Origin of the sequence: Streptomyces sp. NPDC059247 (genome assembly GCF_042754005.1) — a bacterium.
Classification (GTDB): Bacteria; Actinomycetota; Actinomycetes; order Streptomycetales; family Streptomycetaceae; genus Streptomyces.
Genome location: NZ_JBHYZW010000022.1, coordinates 1 through 14,771 on the forward strand (window position 1 = coordinate 1; position 14,771 = coordinate 14,771).

14 protein-coding genes are annotated in these 14,771 nt (G+C 71.3%); 1 reads left to right on the forward strand and 13 read right to left on the reverse strand.

Annotation, left to right across the window (positions count from 1 at the left end; genetic code table 11):
- The 12 genes from ACFXGN_RS27730 to ACFXGN_RS27785 form a co-directional block, all read right to left on the reverse strand.
- A partial coding sequence (locus ACFXGN_RS27730; protein WP_384864532.1) for a homocysteine S-methyltransferase family protein occupies positions 1-1,982 on the reverse strand: 1,982 nt, incomplete at its 3' end.
- Between the two features lie 62 nt (positions 1,983-2,044).
- The gene (locus ACFXGN_RS27735; RefSeq protein ID WP_384864396.1) at positions 2,045-3,028 is read right to left on the reverse strand and encodes a carbohydrate kinase family protein; all 984 of its coding nucleotides are present in this window, start codon (positions 3,026-3,028) and stop codon (positions 2,045-2,047) included.
- Positions 3,029-3,031: 3 nt separating this feature from the next.
- Positions 3,032-4,240: a methionine adenosyltransferase gene (gene metK / locus ACFXGN_RS27740; RefSeq protein ID WP_384864398.1), complete on the reverse strand. Its 1,209-nt coding sequence runs from the start codon at positions 4,238-4,240 to the stop codon at positions 3,032-3,034.
- A complete protein-coding gene (locus ACFXGN_RS27745; RefSeq protein WP_366445470.1) occupies positions 4,237-4,488 on the reverse strand; it encodes an acyl carrier protein in 252 nt (83 codons plus the stop codon). The genes metK and ACFXGN_RS27745 overlap by 4 nt, the downstream gene beginning before the upstream one ends.
- A 12-nt stretch (positions 4,489-4,500) precedes the next feature.
- Positions 4,501-4,893 (reverse strand): holo-ACP synthase, encoded by a 393-nt coding sequence (acpS, locus tag ACFXGN_RS27750; protein WP_366445471.1) that lies wholly within the window; start codon positions 4,891-4,893, stop codon positions 4,501-4,503.
- 58 nt (positions 4,894-4,951) lie between these two features.
- Positions 4,952-5,893 (reverse strand): hypothetical protein, encoded by a 942-nt coding sequence (locus ACFXGN_RS27755; protein ID WP_384864400.1) that lies wholly within the window; start codon positions 5,891-5,893, stop codon positions 4,952-4,954.
- 39 nt (positions 5,894-5,932) lie between these two features.
- The gene (locus tag ACFXGN_RS27760) at positions 5,933-6,826 is read right to left on the reverse strand and encodes a diiron oxygenase (RefSeq protein ID WP_384864402.1); all 894 of its coding nucleotides are present in this window, start codon (positions 6,824-6,826) and stop codon (positions 5,933-5,935) included.
- A 22-nt stretch (positions 6,827-6,848) separates the two neighbouring features.
- Positions 6,849-7,892 carry a class I SAM-dependent methyltransferase gene (locus ACFXGN_RS27765; protein ID WP_384864404.1) on the reverse strand — a complete coding sequence of 348 codons (1,044 nt, stop codon included), beginning with the start codon at positions 7,890-7,892 and terminating at the stop codon, positions 6,849-6,851.
- The gene (locus ACFXGN_RS27770; protein ID WP_384864406.1) at positions 7,889-8,731 is read right to left on the reverse strand and encodes a class I SAM-dependent methyltransferase; all 843 of its coding nucleotides are present in this window, start codon (positions 8,729-8,731) and stop codon (positions 7,889-7,891) included. Before ACFXGN_RS27770 ends, ACFXGN_RS27765 begins: the two co-directional genes overlap by 4 nt.
- 154 nt (positions 8,732-8,885) lie before the next feature.
- Positions 8,886-9,425, reverse strand: a complete 540-nt coding sequence (locus tag ACFXGN_RS27775) for a MaoC family dehydratase (RefSeq protein WP_351794405.1) — start codon at positions 9,423-9,425, stop codon at positions 8,886-8,888.
- A 121-nt stretch (positions 9,426-9,546) separates the two neighbouring features.
- Positions 9,547-10,716, reverse strand: coding sequence for a trans-sulfuration enzyme family protein (locus tag ACFXGN_RS27780; RefSeq protein WP_384864408.1), 1,170 nt, complete (start codon positions 10,714-10,716; stop codon positions 9,547-9,549).
- 240 nt (positions 10,717-10,956) lie between these two features.
- Positions 10,957-12,390, reverse strand: coding sequence for an MFS transporter (locus ACFXGN_RS27785; RefSeq protein ID WP_384864410.1), 1,434 nt, complete (start codon positions 12,388-12,390; stop codon positions 10,957-10,959).
- A 379-nt stretch (positions 12,391-12,769) separates the two neighbouring features.
- Here ACFXGN_RS27785 and ACFXGN_RS27790 point away from each other — a divergent pair, with 379 nt between their 5' ends.
- Complete coding sequence (locus tag ACFXGN_RS27790; protein ID WP_384864412.1) at positions 12,770-13,450, forward strand: hypothetical protein; 681 nt, start codon at positions 12,770-12,772, stop codon at positions 13,448-13,450.
- Positions 13,451-13,493: 43 nt separating this feature from the next.
- Here ACFXGN_RS27790 and ACFXGN_RS27795 read toward each other — a convergent pair whose 3' ends face one another.
- A complete protein-coding gene (locus ACFXGN_RS27795) occupies positions 13,494-14,534 on the reverse strand; it encodes a hypothetical protein (RefSeq protein WP_384864413.1) in 1,041 nt (346 codons plus the stop codon).
- Positions 14,535-14,771 lie beyond the last annotated feature (237 nt).

Consider the following 14,771-nt stretch of genomic DNA (forward strand, 5'->3'; position numbering starts at 1 on the left):
GTCTTCATCCCGTCCAGCAGGATCTCGTTCACGATCTCCAGGGCCGGCCGGACCGTCAGCGCCTCGTCGAGGTCGCCCTCCAGACCGTTCTTCTCGCCGTCGACGATCCGCCGCTTCAGCCGCTCGTCCAGCGGCAGCGCGAGGAGTTCCTCGGTCTTGCCCGCCTTCATCGACTTGGTGTTGACGCCCTCGAAGAGGGCCATCAGCTTCTGCAGCGGGTCGTAGCCCTCGGCGCGCCGGTCGTAGATCAGGTCGAGCGCGGTGGTGACCTGCTCCTCGTCGAAACGCGCGATCGGCAGGATCTTCGACGCGTGCACGATCGCCGAGTCCAGCCCCGCCTTCACACACTCGTCCAGGAAGACGGAGTTCAGCAGGATGCGGGCGGCCGGGTTCAGGCCGAAGGAGATGTTCGACAGACCGAGCGTGGTCTGCACGTCCGGATGGCGCCGCTTCAGCTCTCGGATCGACTCGATCGTCGCGATGCCGTCCTTGCGGGACTCCTCCTGCCCCGTGCAGATCGTGAACGTCAGGGTGTCGATCAGGATGTCCGACTCATGGATACCCCAGTTACCGGTGAGGTCGTCGATCAGCCGCTCCGCGATGGCGACCTTGTGCTCGACGCTGCGGGCCTGACCCTCCTCGTCGATCGTCAGGGCGATCAGCGCCGCGCCGTGCTCCCGCGCCAGCCGGGTGACCTGCGCGAACCGCGACTCGGGCCCGTCACCGTCCTCGTAGTTCACCGAGTTGATGACCGCCCGGCCACCCAGCTTCTCCAAGCCCGCCCGCAGCACCCCGACCTCCGTGGAGTCCAGGACGATCGGCAGCGTCGAAGCCGTCGCGAACCGGCCCGCCAGCTCCGCCATGTCGGTCACACCGTCGCGGCCCACGTAGTCCACGCACAGGTCCAGCATGTGCGCGCCCTCGCGGATCTGGTCCCGCGCCATCTCGACACAGTCGTCCCAGCGCCCGTCGAGCATCGCCTCACGGAACTTCTTCGAACCGTTCGCGTTCGTCCGCTCACCGATCGCCATGTACGCGGTGTCCTGCCGGAACGGGACGGTCTGGTAGAGCGAGGCGGCGCCCGGCTCCGGGCGGGGTTCGCGCACACCGGGGGTGAGTCCCCGGACCCGCTCGACGACCTGCCGCAGGTGCTCCGGGGTCGTACCGCAGCAGCCGCCGATGAGGGAGAGCCCGTACTCGCGGACGAAGGTCTCCTGGGCGTCGGCGAGCTCGGCGGGGCTGAGCGGGTAGTGGGCGCCGTCGGAGGTGAGGACCGGCAGGCCCGCGTTCGGCATACAGGACAGCGGGATACGGGAGTGGCGGGCGAGGTAGCGCAGGTGCTCGCTCATCTCGGCGGGGCCGGTGGCGCAGTTCAGACCGATCATGTCGATGCCCAGCGGCTCCAGGGCCGTCAGCGCGGCCCCGATCTCCGAGCCGAGCAGCATCGTGCCGGTGGTCTCCACGGTGACCTGCACGATGACCGGCAGGTCCACGCCCGCCCGGTCCAGGGCCCGGCGGGCGCCGATGACGGCCGCCTTCGTCTGGAGCAGGTCCTGCGAGGTCTCGATGAGCAGGGCGTCCGAGCCGCCCCTGATCAGGCCCTCCGCGTTCTGCTGGAAGGCGTCCCGCAGCGGCTCGTACGTGACGTGCCCGAGGGTCGGCAGCTTCGTGCCGGGGCCCATCGAGCCGAGGACCCAGCGGGGCCGCCCGTCGACGGCCGTGTGCGCGTCGGCCGTGGTGCGGGCGATCCGGGCGCCCGCCTCGGACAGCTCGTACACCTGGTGCTCGATGCCGTACTCGGCGAGCGCGGCCAGGTTCGCCCCGAAGGTGTTGGTCTCGACGCAGTCCACGCCCACCGAGAAGTAGGCGTCGTGGACGGAGGCCACGATGTCCGGGCGGGTCAGGTTGAGGATCTCGTTGCAGCCCTCCAGGTCCCGGAAGTCCTCCATCGTCGGGTCGGCTTCCTGGAGCATCGTGCCCATCGCCCCGTCGGCGACCACGACCCTGGTGGCGAACTCCTCCCGCAGCGAGCGTCGCGCGGTACTCACGTCAGCCCCCTGAGATGTGTGACGAGGGTGGCCGTGCAGCCGGTCCCGTACGTCGTCCTGATCCGGTCGAGCAGCGGCTCCCGGTGCAGCCGGTACTCCTGCGTCCCCACGTAGTCGAGGACGGTCGCGGCCACCGCGCAGCCGAGCTGCGCCGCACACCGCTCCGGCACGCCCCACAGCGTCCCGGCGAGGAACCCGGCGCGGAACGCGTCCCCGACCCCGGTCGGGTCGACGACACCGGCGACCTGCACCGCGGGCACCGCCAGCGGCTCCCGGCCGACGCCCCGGATACGGACGCCCGCCTCGCCGTGGGTGGTCACCCAGGTGCCGACCCGGCGCAGCACCTCGTCCTCCGTCCAGCCCGACTTGTCCAGGAGGAGCGCCGTCTCGTACTCGTTGGTGAACAGGAACCGGGCCCCGTCCACCAGCTCCCGCACCTGCTCGCCGTCGAGCCTCGCCAGTTGCTGCGAGGGGTCGGCGGCGAAGGGGATCCCCAGGTCACGGCAGGTGCGGGTGTGCCGCAGCATGGCCTCGGGGTCGTCCGGTGAGACCAGGACCAGCTCCAGGCGGCCGGTGCGCGCCACGACCTCCCGCAGGTCGATCTCGCGTGCCTCGGCCATCGCCCCCGCGTAGAAGGTGGCGATCTGGTTCTGCGCCCGGTCGGTCGTACAGACGAACCGGGCGGTGTGGAGCGACTCGCTGACGCGCACCGAGTCGGTGTCCACACCGTGGTCCTTCAGCCATACCCGGTAGGGCTCGAAGTCGGCTCCGACCGCGCCCACGAGGGTGGGGCGCAGACCGAGCACGCCGAGTCCGAAGGAGATGTTCGCTGCCACTCCACCGCGCCTGACCTCCAGGTTGTCGGCGAGGAACGACAGGGAGACCCGGTCGAGCCGGTCGGCGAGCAGCTGCTCGCTGAACCAGCCGGGGAAGGTCATCAGATGGTCGGTCGCGATGGATCCCGTGACAGCGATGCGCATGGACTACGCCTCCGTCGCCTTCTTGAGGGCCTCCACGCGGTCCGTGCGCTCCCAGGTGAACTCGGGGAGCTCGCGGCCGAAGTGGCCGTACGCCGAGGTCTTCGCGTAGATGGGCCGCTTGAGGTCGAGGTCGCGGATGATGGCGGCCGGGCGCAGGTCGAAGACCTCGCTGACGGCTTCCTGGATCCGCTCGTCGGGCAGGGTGCCGGTGCCGAAGGTCTCGACGAAGAGACCGACGGGTTCGGCCTTGCCGATCGCGTACGCCACCTGCACCTCGCAGCGGCGGGCGAGTCCGGCGGCGACGACGTTCTTGGCGACCCAGCGCATGGCGTACGCGGCGGAGCGGTCGACCTTCGAGGGGTCCTTGCCGGAGAAGGCGCCGCCGCCGTGCCGGGCCATGCCGCCGTACGTGTCGATGATGATCTTGCGGCCGGTGAGTCCGGCGTCGCCCATCGGGCCGCCGACCTCGAAGCGTCCGGTCGGGTTGACCAGCAGGCGGTAGCCGTCGGACTCCAGGCTGACGCCCTCCTCCACCAGCTCCTTCAGGACGTGCTCGACGACGTACTCGCGCACGTCCGGGGCGAGCAGGCCCTCGACGGAGATGTCGGCGGCGTGCTGCGAGGAGACGACGACGGTGTCCAGGCGCACCGGGCGGTCGCCGTCGTACTCGATGGTGACCTGGGTCTTGCCGTCGGGCCGCAGGTAGGGCACGGTGCCGTTCTTGCGGACCTCGGTGAGGCGGCGGGCGAGCCGGTGGGCGAGCGCGATCGGCAGCGGCATCAGTTCGGCCGTGTCGTCGCAGGCGTACCCGAACATCAGGCCCTGGTCGCCTGCGCCCTGCGCGGCCAGGGCGTCGCCCGTGCCCTCGACGCGGGACTCGTACGCGGTGTCGACGCCCTGCGCGATGTCCGGGGACTGCGCGCCGATGGACACCGACACGCCGCAGGAGGCGCCGTCGAAGCCCTTCGCGGAGGAGTCGTAGCCGATGTCGAGGACGGCCTCGCGGACCAGCTTCGCTATCGGCGCGTACGCGGTGGTGGTGACCTCGCCCGCGATGTGCACGAGACCCGTGGTGATCAGGGTCTCCACGGCGACGCGGGAGCCCGGGTCCTCGGAGAGGAGGGCGTCGAGGATGGTGTCGCTGATCCGGTCGGCGATCTTGTCGGGGTGTCCCTCGGTCACGGACTCCGAGGTGAACAGGCGGCGGCTCATGCCTGGACCTCCACCGGGGCCTTGAAGAAGTGCTGCGCGATGGCGCCGAGGGTGCGGATGGACTCGACCTCGAGGGTCTCCATCTGGATGGCGGTGCCGCTCTCCTGCTCCAGCAGGAAGACGAACTCGACGAAGGACAGGGAGTCGATGAGCCGGTTCTCGATGAGGTCCAGGTCGGACGCGATGTCGTCGCGCTCGGGGTGACGCTCCAGGATCCAGTTCTTCACCGTCTGCAGGCCGTCGGCCATGGTTGCTCTCCTTTAGCTGCTGCTGCTGGACACGTAAGGGGTGGGGGCGATGATCGGAGCGGCCACCGCCACCGCGTAGTCCACGTCGTGGCTGATGGACACGGTGATCTCGGTGATGCCGGACTCGGCGGCCATCTCGGCCGCCGAGGCGTGCAGTTCCACGAGCGGCCAGCCGCCCTCGGAACGCCGCACGACGATTTCCGGCCAGGGCAGGAACCTGCCCCTGACCCGTAAGGTCTTGAAGGCCGCTTCCTTGGCCGCGATCCGCCCGCACAGGCTCAGTACGTCGAGCCCGGAGGAGGTGCGGCAGTCGGCGAGCTCGCCGGGGGTGAGCATCCGCTCGAAGAACTGCTCGCCGTACTGGGCGAGGAGCCTGCGGACACGGTTGACGGACACGATGTCCATGCCGAGGTTCGCCCACCCCAGGCCGCCCGCCGGCGGGGCGGCGGGACGGGCCGGCACGTCAGATCACCGGCCCGGCCGCGCCACTCGCACCGGCCCGCAGGCGGGCGTTCGCGTCGAGGACCGCCTCGCGGGCGACCTCCCAGCTGCCGTGGCGCCGGGTGAGAGCGGACAGCCAGCGTTCCAGGCCGAAGGCGACACAGCTGGTGAAGGCCGGTCCGCCGGTCGACGCCAGGGTGATGTCGCACCGGTCGCCGAAGAAGTTCCGGTGGGTGTTGACCGAGGCGATGGCCAGGTCCTCGTACAGGAACTCGTACTTCACCGGGGTGAGCCGCTGGAGGAGCGCCTTCGAGCTGCCCTTGTCGAAGAAGGGGTCGCAGGCGGCCTCCTTGCGCAGCGGCAGGTCGAGCGCCGCGGCGAAGGCCTGGATGCGGGTGGTGAAGTCCGCGAGGTGGGACTCGGCGTGGTCGGGCGCGCCGATGGCGACGATCTCCCTCATGCGGAAGCCGAGCTGGCGCCGCATCCCCTCGTAGTGGGTCTCCTTGCGGAAGCACCAGGAGCAGACCGTGACGAGGGTGTCGTCGGCGACCCGGGTGCCCTGGTGGTCGAGGTAGACGGCGTAGCAGGACGCCGAGGGCAGTCCCAGCGAGGCCGGCTGGAGCGCCGCGCTGGGGAAGTGCCCGGTGTCGGCGGAGAAGGGTTCGGTGGCCCGCCGGTCCAGGTCGAGCGGGGTGGCGACGACGGCCTGGTGCGGGAAGTTGTCGTAGTAGTCGAGTCGGGCCAGGTCGGCGGCCGGGAGGAGCGGGGGCATGGTCATCGGACGGGCGCCCGCGGTCACCCCCCAGCTCTCGAAGGTGTCGTCGAGGAGCCGCAGCAGGCGGGTCCCCTCCGGGCCGAGCGAGGGCAGGCCCCGGCTGGTGCCGGGCCGGTCGCCCCTCGTCTCGGCCTTGGTCTCCCCGCCGGTCACGGGGGCCCCGACGGGTGCGGGGGTCGTCACGGTCATGATCTCTTCACCTCTCGGGTGGGAGGTCTCGCGGTTGCCTCAGACGACGGGCAGCGTGTCGTCCGAGAAGATCCCGGTCTTCAGGAAGAAGGCGAGCGGCTTGCGGATCGCCTTGCGCTCGTGGGGACGGCGGCTCCCGTCGGCGACCAGCGCGTTGCGCAGGGCCAGCGGGTCGGCGATCCCGGCGTCGCGGTAGACGTGCGGGTTGTAGAGGGAGTTGATGCTGTAGACGACGTACCGCTTGAGGTACGCCTCCACCTCGCGGACCCGCTCGGCGCCGACGGACTGACACATCCGGCCGTACAGGAGGGAGACCAGCTCGCGCCCGAAGGCGATGTGGCGGGACTCGTCCTGGTGGTGGATGCGGTTGACCTCGCGGATGGTGTGGCAGAGCGAGGAGTCCTTCGCCATGCGGGAGTTGTAGTGGTCGACCAGCTCCTCGAAGAAGAGGATGCGGGTGAAGACCAGGAAGTTCTCGACCTCGGGCTCCCAGGCGGCGTCGGCGCGCATCCCGGTGGAGCCGTAGATCTTGTTGCCGTAGCGGCGGCAGAACTCGGAGAAGAACCACATGTGTTCGTTCTCCTCACCGATGAAGTGGTGGAAGAAGTCCGAGGGGACCTCGAAGCCCGGCATGTGGATCCGGCCGACGACCTCGATGAGGAGCTCGCGGATGCCGTGCACGTTGAGGCTGTAGAAGTTGATGGACTCCCACTTCGACAGGCGCTGAAGCGTTTCCTCACCGAGGGTGTCGTAGTGCTCGGTGCCGTAGACGGTGAGCAGCTCCGGCGTCATCCAGAAACGGTTCTCCTCCAGCGTCTCGGGCCACTGGAAGGTCTGGTACGGGTTGTAGTAGTCCTCCACGGAGCGCTCGCTGAGCCGCTCCAGGACCTCCATGAACCGGTCGGTGACCGGCAGGGGGGCGGTGACGCCCATGACATCGCTCCTCGGGATCGGGTTACGGCCGGACTTCGTAGACCGCGTTGACGGGGGTCTCCGTCGCACGGCGCCAGCGGGTGAAGCCGGCCTCCTCCGCGATGCCCCGGAACGCCTTCTCCCCGGAGTGGTTGCCGAGCGCGTGCGGGCCGCGCTGGGCGACCGCGACGGGCAGGCACATGACGGCGGACAGGGCCATGAACATGCGGGCGGCGGGGGTCTGGGCGTCCACGTCCTGCGGGGACACGTTCGACTCGACGAGCATCCAGGTGCCGTCCGCGTCCAGGGACTTGTGGACGTGCTGGGCGGCGGCGACCGGGTCGCCCATGTCGTGCAGGGCGTTGAAGAAGCACACCAGGTCGTAGCCGGAGCCGGGGTAGTCGTCGGCGGAGGCCACCTCGAAGACGACCCGGTCGGAGAGCCCGGCCTCCTCGGCGAGCTCCCGCGCGATGGCGATGGCCTCCTCCGAGTAGTCGAAGCCGTGGACGGTGGCGTTCGGGAAGGCCCGCGCGATGAGGAGGGTGGTGTGGCCGACGCCGCAGCCGACGTCGACGACCGTGCCGCCCGCGTCGAGCTTGCCGGTGACCTCGTGCAGGGCGGGCAGCCACTCGGAGACGAGCTTGTGCTCGTACGTCGGCTGGAAGAAGGAGCCCATGCCGGTGTCGAGGGCCGCGTCGTGCTCGGCCCAGCCGACGCCGTCGCCGGTGCGGTACGCGTCGACGAGGAGGTCCTCGGTGGCGTACAGCGCCTTGAGGGCGGTGAAGAACCCGGCGGCGTAGGTGACGGCCTTCGGGTCGGCGAGGACCTCGACGTGGTCGGCGGGCAGGGTGTACGTGAGGGAGCTGGGGTGCCGCTCGACGTATCCGGCGGACAGCTGCGCGTGCAGCCACTCCTCGATGTACCGCCCGTCCGTGCCGGTGACCTCGGCGAGCCGGGGCGCGGTGAGCGGGCCCTGCTCGGCGAGCGCGCGGTAGAGCCCGAGGCGCTGGCCGAGGGAGACCGTCAGGCCGCGCACGGCGGCACCGGCGTCGCTGATCACTCTCTGGTGGAAGTCGTGGGCGCTCATGCGGCCTTCTCCTCCTCGTACGTGGGGAGATCGCAGGTGAACAGGAAGGAGCGGGGCACGCGGGGCACAGTGCGGGCCGGGACCGGGTAGGGCCAGCGGCCGAAGTCGGCGCCGTCCTCACCGGGCTGCCGGACCTCCCGCACGGCCCAGCCGCAGTCGTCGAGCAGCGCCTCGGGCTCCTCGGTGCCGAAGAGCCACGGGTTGCCGTCCTCCTCCAGCGCGTTCATGAAGGAGCGGGCCAGCGGATTGTCCAGGGCGGCCTTGGAGATGACGTCGCCGAGCAGCACGGAGCCGGGTGCGGCGTGCGCGGAGAGCGTGGAGATGAGGGTCCGTACGGCCTGCTCCGGCAGGAAGAACAGCAGTCCCTCGACCACCCACAGGACGGGCTCCTCGCTCTTCCAGCCCGCCTCCTTGAGGGGGCCGGTCCAGTCCTGGGTCAGGTCGACCGGGACGGTGATCCGGGTGCGCCCGGCGGGCCGCGGCTCGTCCTTGAGCATCTCCGCCTTGGCCTCCAGGAGGGCGGGGCGGTCGAGCTCGTAGACGGTGACGCCGTCGGGCCAGGGCAGCCGGAAGAAGCGGGTGTCCATACCGGCGGCGAGGAACACCACCTGGCGGATGCCGCGCTCCCGCACGGTCCGGACGACGGCCCGGTCGAGGTAGGTGGTGCGGATGGCGAGGAACGGCACGGTGCCGCCCCCGGCGTAGCGATCGAGCAGTTCGAAGCCGATCCGGTCGGCGACGGTGCGCGCGTAGGGATCGGCGAACAGCCGGTCCTCGCGCTCGGTCTCCAGGGCGCGCGCGGCGGCGGTCCACTGGGCGGTGCGGGATACGGCCTCCACAGGAGGTCTCCCTTCACTTGGGCGGGTGTACGGGGAGGTGCGGAGCCACGTCGGGGCACGGAGGTGCCCCGACGTGGTGCGGAGAGGTGGTGCGGTGACGGGTGGTGCGGTGATAACGGACGGCCGTGTTCAGGGGCCTGCCGGACGGGGTCCGTCAGGCACTCATGACCGGGACACAGGTCTTGGCCGGTCGCACGCAGCCGACGGGGTCCTGGGCCGAGGGCATCGACGACAGATGGTCGGCGTCGGACTCGGCGGGGCGCCGGCGGAAGATGCTGTGCAGGATCATGCTGAACACGGCCGTCCCGTCGGAGGCCACCAGGGTGCACCGGGGCTTGACGGTGCCGGTGGCGGGATTGAACGGCGACGGGGTGATGCCGAGGATCTCGACGCGCGCGGTGAGGGTGTCACCCGGGCGGACGGGCCGCAGGTAGCGGACCTCGTCGATGCCGGGCGAGCCCATACAGGCGCTGTAGGCGAGCATCCCGTCGACATAGCGGCGCATGAACATCGCCTGGGTGTGGAACCCGCTGGCGATCAGACCGCGGAACTGCGAGTCCGCCGCACGCTCGGGGTCCGTGTGGAAGGGCTGCGGGTCGAAGCGCCTGCCGAACTCCAGCACCTCCTCCGCCGTGACGGTGACGGTGCCCAGCTCGTGGACGTCGCCGGGCCGGAAGTCCTCGAAGTAGCGCATCTCGCGCCCCCCTTGACCTAGGAGTGGTATTTCCCTGGCACACCCCAATATACGAATCGACCATTTATTTTGTCAACCCAAAAGAAGGACCCCGGGGCGCGGAAACCCGCACGAAGATCCCCTATCCGAGGGCCTGTTCGATATCTGCCCACAGGTCCTCGACGTCCTCGATGCCGACCGACATCCGGACGAGCCCGGGGCCGATGCCGGCCGCCGCGAGGGCCGCTCCGTCCAGCTCCCGGTGCGAGGTGGACGCCGGGTGCGTCACGAGGGTCTCCACCCCGCCGAGGGAGAGCGCCAACCTGGCCAGCCGTACGCGCTCGATGAACGCCCGGCCCGCCTCCCGGCCCCCCGCCAGCTCGAACGACAGCAGCCCGCCGCCGCCGGACAGCAGCTTCCCGGCCCGTTCGTACGAGGGGTGGCCGGGCAGCCCCGGGTAGTGCACGGCGGTGACCCCGGGGCGCCGTTCGAGGCGTTCCGCGAGGACCGCCGCCCCGGCGCAGTGCGCCCGCATCCGCAGCGGCAGGGTGGGTATCCCGCGCAGGGTCAGCCAGGCCGCGAACGGGTCCGCGCAGGCGCCGAGTTCGACCGTCCGGGGCCACACCGCGCGGCGCAGCGCGTCGTCGGCGAAGACGGCGGCGCCGCCGAGGACGTCGGAATGGCCCGAAAGGTACTTGGTCGTGGAGTGCACGACGATGTCGGCGCCGTGCTCCAGGGGCCTGCACAGCACCGGCGAGGCCAGCGAGTTGTCGACGACGCTCGTCACCCCGAGCGCGCGGGCCGTCGTGAGCAGCCCCGGCAGGTCGGGCACCCGGCCCGTGGGGTTGGCGATCGTCTCCAGGACGAGCAGCCGGGTCGCGGGGTGCACGGCGGCGGCCTCCAGTTCGGCCGGGTCGTCGCCGGATATCCGTACGGTCTCGATCCCGTACCGCTCGGCGAGGTCGCCGAGGACGGCGTGCGTCCCGCCGTACAGGGTGTGCTGGGCGACCACCCGGTCGCCCGGCCGCAGCAGCGCGAGCAGCACCCCGCTGATCGCCCCCATCCCGGAGGCGAAGGCGAGGGCCCCGGCGCCGCCCTCCAGTCCGGCGAGGGTCTTCTCCAGGGACCGCACGGTCGGGTTGCCCCGGCGGCCGTAGACGTACGGACCGTCCGGACCGGCCATGGCCCCGGCCAGCTCGTCGGCCGACTCGAAGGCGAAGGCGGAGGACTGCACCAGCGGCACGGAGAGCGGCCGACTGCCCTCCGGGAACGGCTCGTTGACGACGTGGACGGCCCGGGTGTTCAACTCCATGACGTGCTCCTTCTCGCGATGCTCGGATACGGGGTAGGGGTATGTGGGGAGGCGTACGGACGGGGGTACGGGGAGGGGCGCGGGGAGGGGTCCAAGCAGAGGTACGGGGAGGGGTCCGGGCAGAGGTACGGGCAGGGGTCCAGGCAGGGGTCCCGGGTACGGGAAAGGGGCCGCCCGACGTCCTGGGGTGGACGTCGGGCGACCCCTGCGGGCGACACGCGGTCACGCGCGCCCGGTGTGTCAAGCGGAGACCTTCTCGCCCTCGGGAGCGGGGGCGGGAGCACCGGCGGCGGCCTTGTCGCCCTTCATCACGAGGAGGGTGATCACACCGCCGACGGCGGCGATGATCGCGGCTCCGATGAAGGCGGACGAGAACCCGTCGGTGAGGGCGGGCAGGTCACCGAGCTTGTCGGCGCCCTGCGACATGGCGACGGCGGTCAGCGCGGCGAGACCGAGGGCGGAGCCCACGTTGTAGGTGGTGTTGACGATGCCGGAGGCGAGACCGGCCTGCTCCTGCGGGGCGCCGGACATCGCGGCGATCATCGCCGGGATGTAGGCGAGGGACATGCCGAGCGCGGCGACCAGCGAGGCGGGCAGGACGTCGATCAGGAAGGTGCCGGTGGGCGGGACGGCCGCGAGCCAGACCAGACCGGCGGCGAGGACCAGCAGACCGGTGCCGATCAGCGGCTTGGCCCCGAACTTGCCCATGAGCCGGGCGGTGATGGCCGTCATGAAGATCATGAGGAGCACGGTCATCGGGAGCAGGGCGGCGCCGGACGCGAAGGCGCCGTAGCCCAGGACCTGCTGGAGGTAGAGGTTGAGGAAGTACCACATGGGGATCCAGGCGGCACCGAGCAGCGTCATCGCCAGGTTGGCGGAGCCGAGGCGCGGGACGCGCCAGACGCTGAGCGGCATGAGCGGCTCGCGGATGCTCTTCTGGATGAGGAAGAAGACGATCAGCAGGGCGACGGCACCGATGAGCTGCAGGACGGTGCCCGTGGAACCCCAGCCGACCTCGGGGGCGCGGACGACCGCGAAGACGGCGAGCGCGAGTCCGGCGGTGACGGCGACGGCGCCGAGGACGTCGACGGAGCCCCGGCGGGACGCGACGCTCGGGAGGATCTTGGTGGCGGCGAGGGTCGCGAGACCGATCGGGATGTAGATGATGAAGACCCACTGCCAGGCGGCCCACTCGGTGAAGACGCCGCCGAGGAAGACACCCGCGGTACCACCGGCGGGGGCGGCGGCACCGTAGAGCGCCATCGCCTTGCCGAGCTCCTTCGGGTCGTGCATGAAGAGCATCATCAGCAGGGTCATCGCGGCGGGCGCGATGAGGGCACCGCCGACGCCCTGGACGGCGCGGCCCGCGATCTCGACCCAGGCGGTCTGGGCGGCGGCGGCGAGGATCGAGCCCACGATCATGATCGCCCAGCCGGTGACGAAGATCTTGCGGGCCCCGATGAGGTCGGAGAGGCGTCCGCCGAGGAGCAGGAGGCCGCCGAAGACGATCACGTACGCGTTGAAGACCCACTGGAGCTCGCCCTGCGAGAAGCCCAGGTCCTTCTGCATCTCGGGGAGCGCGACCCCGATGATCGACGTGTCCATGATGACCATGAACTGTGCGGCGGCGAGCACGACAAGTGCCCACCAGCGCCGGGGATTGACGGTTGACATTGCCCTGACCCTTCACTCGCGACGACCCCCGGACACCGCCGGGGCATACCCCTAGGGGGTACCTTTGCGGAGCACCGTAGCATACCCATGGGGGGTATGTAAGAGTGAGGTGAGGAGCCGTCAGGAGGCGTACGGGAGAGCCCACCGGGACCACCCCGAAGGCCCACCGACACCCCGGGGAACCACCCGCTCCACCCACCCCGAAGGCCCACCGACACCCCGGGGAACCACCCGCTCCACCCACCCCGGGAAGCCCGGCGGACACCACGCACCCCAGGCCGGGGCCCCTCGGGCGGGGGCGGGCCCTCACCCCCCGAAGGGGACCCCGTCCGAGCGGAGGCGCCTTCGGACCGCGTCCCCCGGCGGGCACAATGCCCCCATGACCGCAGACCAGGACCCCGCGCTCCTCCGGCGCTGGAACACCACCCTGCTCGCCGCCCGTGCGGGGCGCGGGGGCCCCGATCCCGCCCCGTACGGGCTCGATCTCCTCGCCCGCTGGGCCGAGCCGCAGCGCCGGTACCACACGGTCGACCACCTCCGCGCGGTCCTCGACCGGGTGGACGAACTCGCCGACCAGGGCGGCGAGGGCGGGGAGTTGGAGCTGGTGCGGCTCGCCGCCTGGTTCCACGACGTGGTCTACCGCCCCGACCGCTCGGAGAACGAGGAACGTTCGGCGGCGCTCGCCGAACGGGCCCTCGCCGAGGCGGGGCTCACCCCGCGCGAGGTGGCGGAGGTCGCCCGTCTGGTCCGCCTGACGACCACCCACGACCCGGCCGGGGGCGACCTGAACGGCGAGACCCTGTGCGACGCGGACCTCGCGGTCCTCGCGGGCGATCCGGACGCGTACGGGGAGTACGCGGCGGCGATCCGCGAGGAGTACGCGTTCGTCCCGCCGGACGCCTACCGGGAGGGCCGCGCGGCCGTCCTCCGCCAACTCCTGTCCCTGCCGCGCCTCTTCCGCACCCCGTACGGGGCGGCGGTGTGGGAGGCGCGGGCGCGGGAGAACGTGGCGCGGGAGATCGCGGAACTCTCCGGGGAAGCGGCGGGGACGGGCGGCTGAGATCCATCGGCCGGTGGGCCGCCGGGGAGCGGACCGCAGTCGGTCAGGCGACGCTCCGGCCGCCACCGCGACCGCGCGCGGCGCCTTCGTCGGCGGCTCTTCGGCAGTCGGCGCAGACGGCTTCGGGATCGTGGCTCCGGAAGGCCCGTTCGCAGCCGTCGCAGGTGATCAGGGGCAGTGCGGCGGGGGATTCCCCGGGCCCCGCCGCCTCCGGCAACGGTGGCGGGAGGAAGACCCGGAGGCGGTACGCGAGGAACGCGGCGGGATGGTGCACGGGTACGGAGACGGGCGGCAGTCCGGCGGTGAGGGCCTGGGTCACCTGAGCGCCGGACAGCGCGCGATCCAGCCATACGTCCACCAGGGGCGCGAGGCGGTGCACGTCCCGCGCGGAGAGCAGCAGCCGGGGATCGACGGCCCGCAGCCCGGCGAGGATCCCGAGCGCGGGGACGGACGCCCGGACGGGGGCGGGTGGCGCGCCGGAGCCGGGCTCCGGCCCGCCCGGGGGCGCGAGGCGCCGCGAGGCTGGTACGGCCCCGAGGTCCGGTGCGGGCGCGGGCAGAGGCACCGGCTCGGCCACGGGGGGTGGTTCGGGTACGGGCTCCGGCCCGGGTGCCGCAGCCGACCCGGGTACGACGACCGACCCGGGTACGACGACCGACCCGGATACGGGCTCCGGCCCGGATACGGCGACCGACCCGGGTGCGGCGGCTGGTTCGGGCTCCGGTTCGGGCTCGGGCACGCCCTTGACCTGGCGCTTGGTCCTTCGCTGAGGCTCGGGGCGGGCCTCGTGGAGGAAGTACTGGCCGTCGGGCCCGAAGGTCACCGTGCCGCAGCCGGGCTTGCTGTACGAGATGATCCTCGTGGCGAACCGGCCGCCCCCGAGCGGCACCCGCCTGCGCTCCAAGTACCCGGTGGCGACGAGCTCGTTGAGGGCCCGCCGGATGGTGATCTCGCCTTCGCGGAACCGCCGGGCGAGCGCCTTGACGCTCACGTCGTCGCCCGCCTTGAGCGACTGGATGTAGACGCCGAGCCCGATCGCCGCGGCGGAGAGGTCGGGATGCTGGGCGAGGTGGTTTCCCACCACGGTGAAGCGTTCCTCATGACCGTGCGACAGATTGATCACTCCTGAGCATGGCTTTTCGGAAGCAATCCCAGAGAGAGGAGAAATGGGAGAAGAGGTCGCGTTAAACTGCGAACAAGCCATTGGGAAGGTGCTTTCTTCCTGATCGGTCAGGCCCTCGCCGGGATGCCAGTCCCGACGGGGGCCGACTTGCATATGCCAGTCGGACGAACCGACCGTACCCCACTCGTCCGCTGACCG

Coding starts and splice junctions, on each gene's coding strand:
- ACFXGN_RS27775 (WP_351794405.1), bottom strand. CDS start 9,425: ATGCGCTACTTCGAGGACTTCCGGCCCGGCGACGTCCACGAGCTGGGC.
- ACFXGN_RS27745 (WP_366445470.1), bottom strand. CDS start 4,488: ATGGCCGACGGCCTGCAGACGGTGAAGAACTGGATCCTGGAGCGTCAC.
- ACFXGN_RS27790 (WP_384864412.1), top strand. CDS start 12,770: ATGACCGCAGACCAGGACCCCGCGCTCCTCCGGCGCTGGAACACCACC.
- ACFXGN_RS27765 (WP_384864404.1), bottom strand. CDS start 7,892: ATGAGCGCCCACGACTTCCACCAGAGAGTGATCAGCGACGCCGGTGCC.
- acpS (WP_366445471.1), bottom strand. CDS start 4,893: ATGGACATCGTGTCCGTCAACCGTGTCCGCAGGCTCCTCGCCCAGTAC.
- metK (WP_384864398.1), bottom strand. CDS start 4,240: ATGAGCCGCCGCCTGTTCACCTCGGAGTCCGTGACCGAGGGACACCCC.
- ACFXGN_RS27785 (WP_384864410.1), bottom strand. CDS start 12,390: ATGTCAACCGTCAATCCCCGGCGCTGGTGGGCACTTGTCGTGCTCGCC.
- ACFXGN_RS27760 (WP_384864402.1), bottom strand. CDS start 6,826: ATGGGCGTCACCGCCCCCCTGCCGGTCACCGACCGGTTCATGGAGGTC.
- ACFXGN_RS27780 (WP_384864408.1), bottom strand. CDS start 10,716: ATGGAGTTGAACACCCGGGCCGTCCACGTCGTCAACGAGCCGTTCCCG.
- ACFXGN_RS27755 (WP_384864400.1), bottom strand. CDS start 5,893: ATGACCGTGACGACCCCCGCACCCGTCGGGGCCCCCGTGACCGGCGGG.
- ACFXGN_RS27735 (WP_384864396.1), bottom strand. CDS start 3,028: ATGCGCATCGCTGTCACGGGATCCATCGCGACCGACCATCTGATGACC.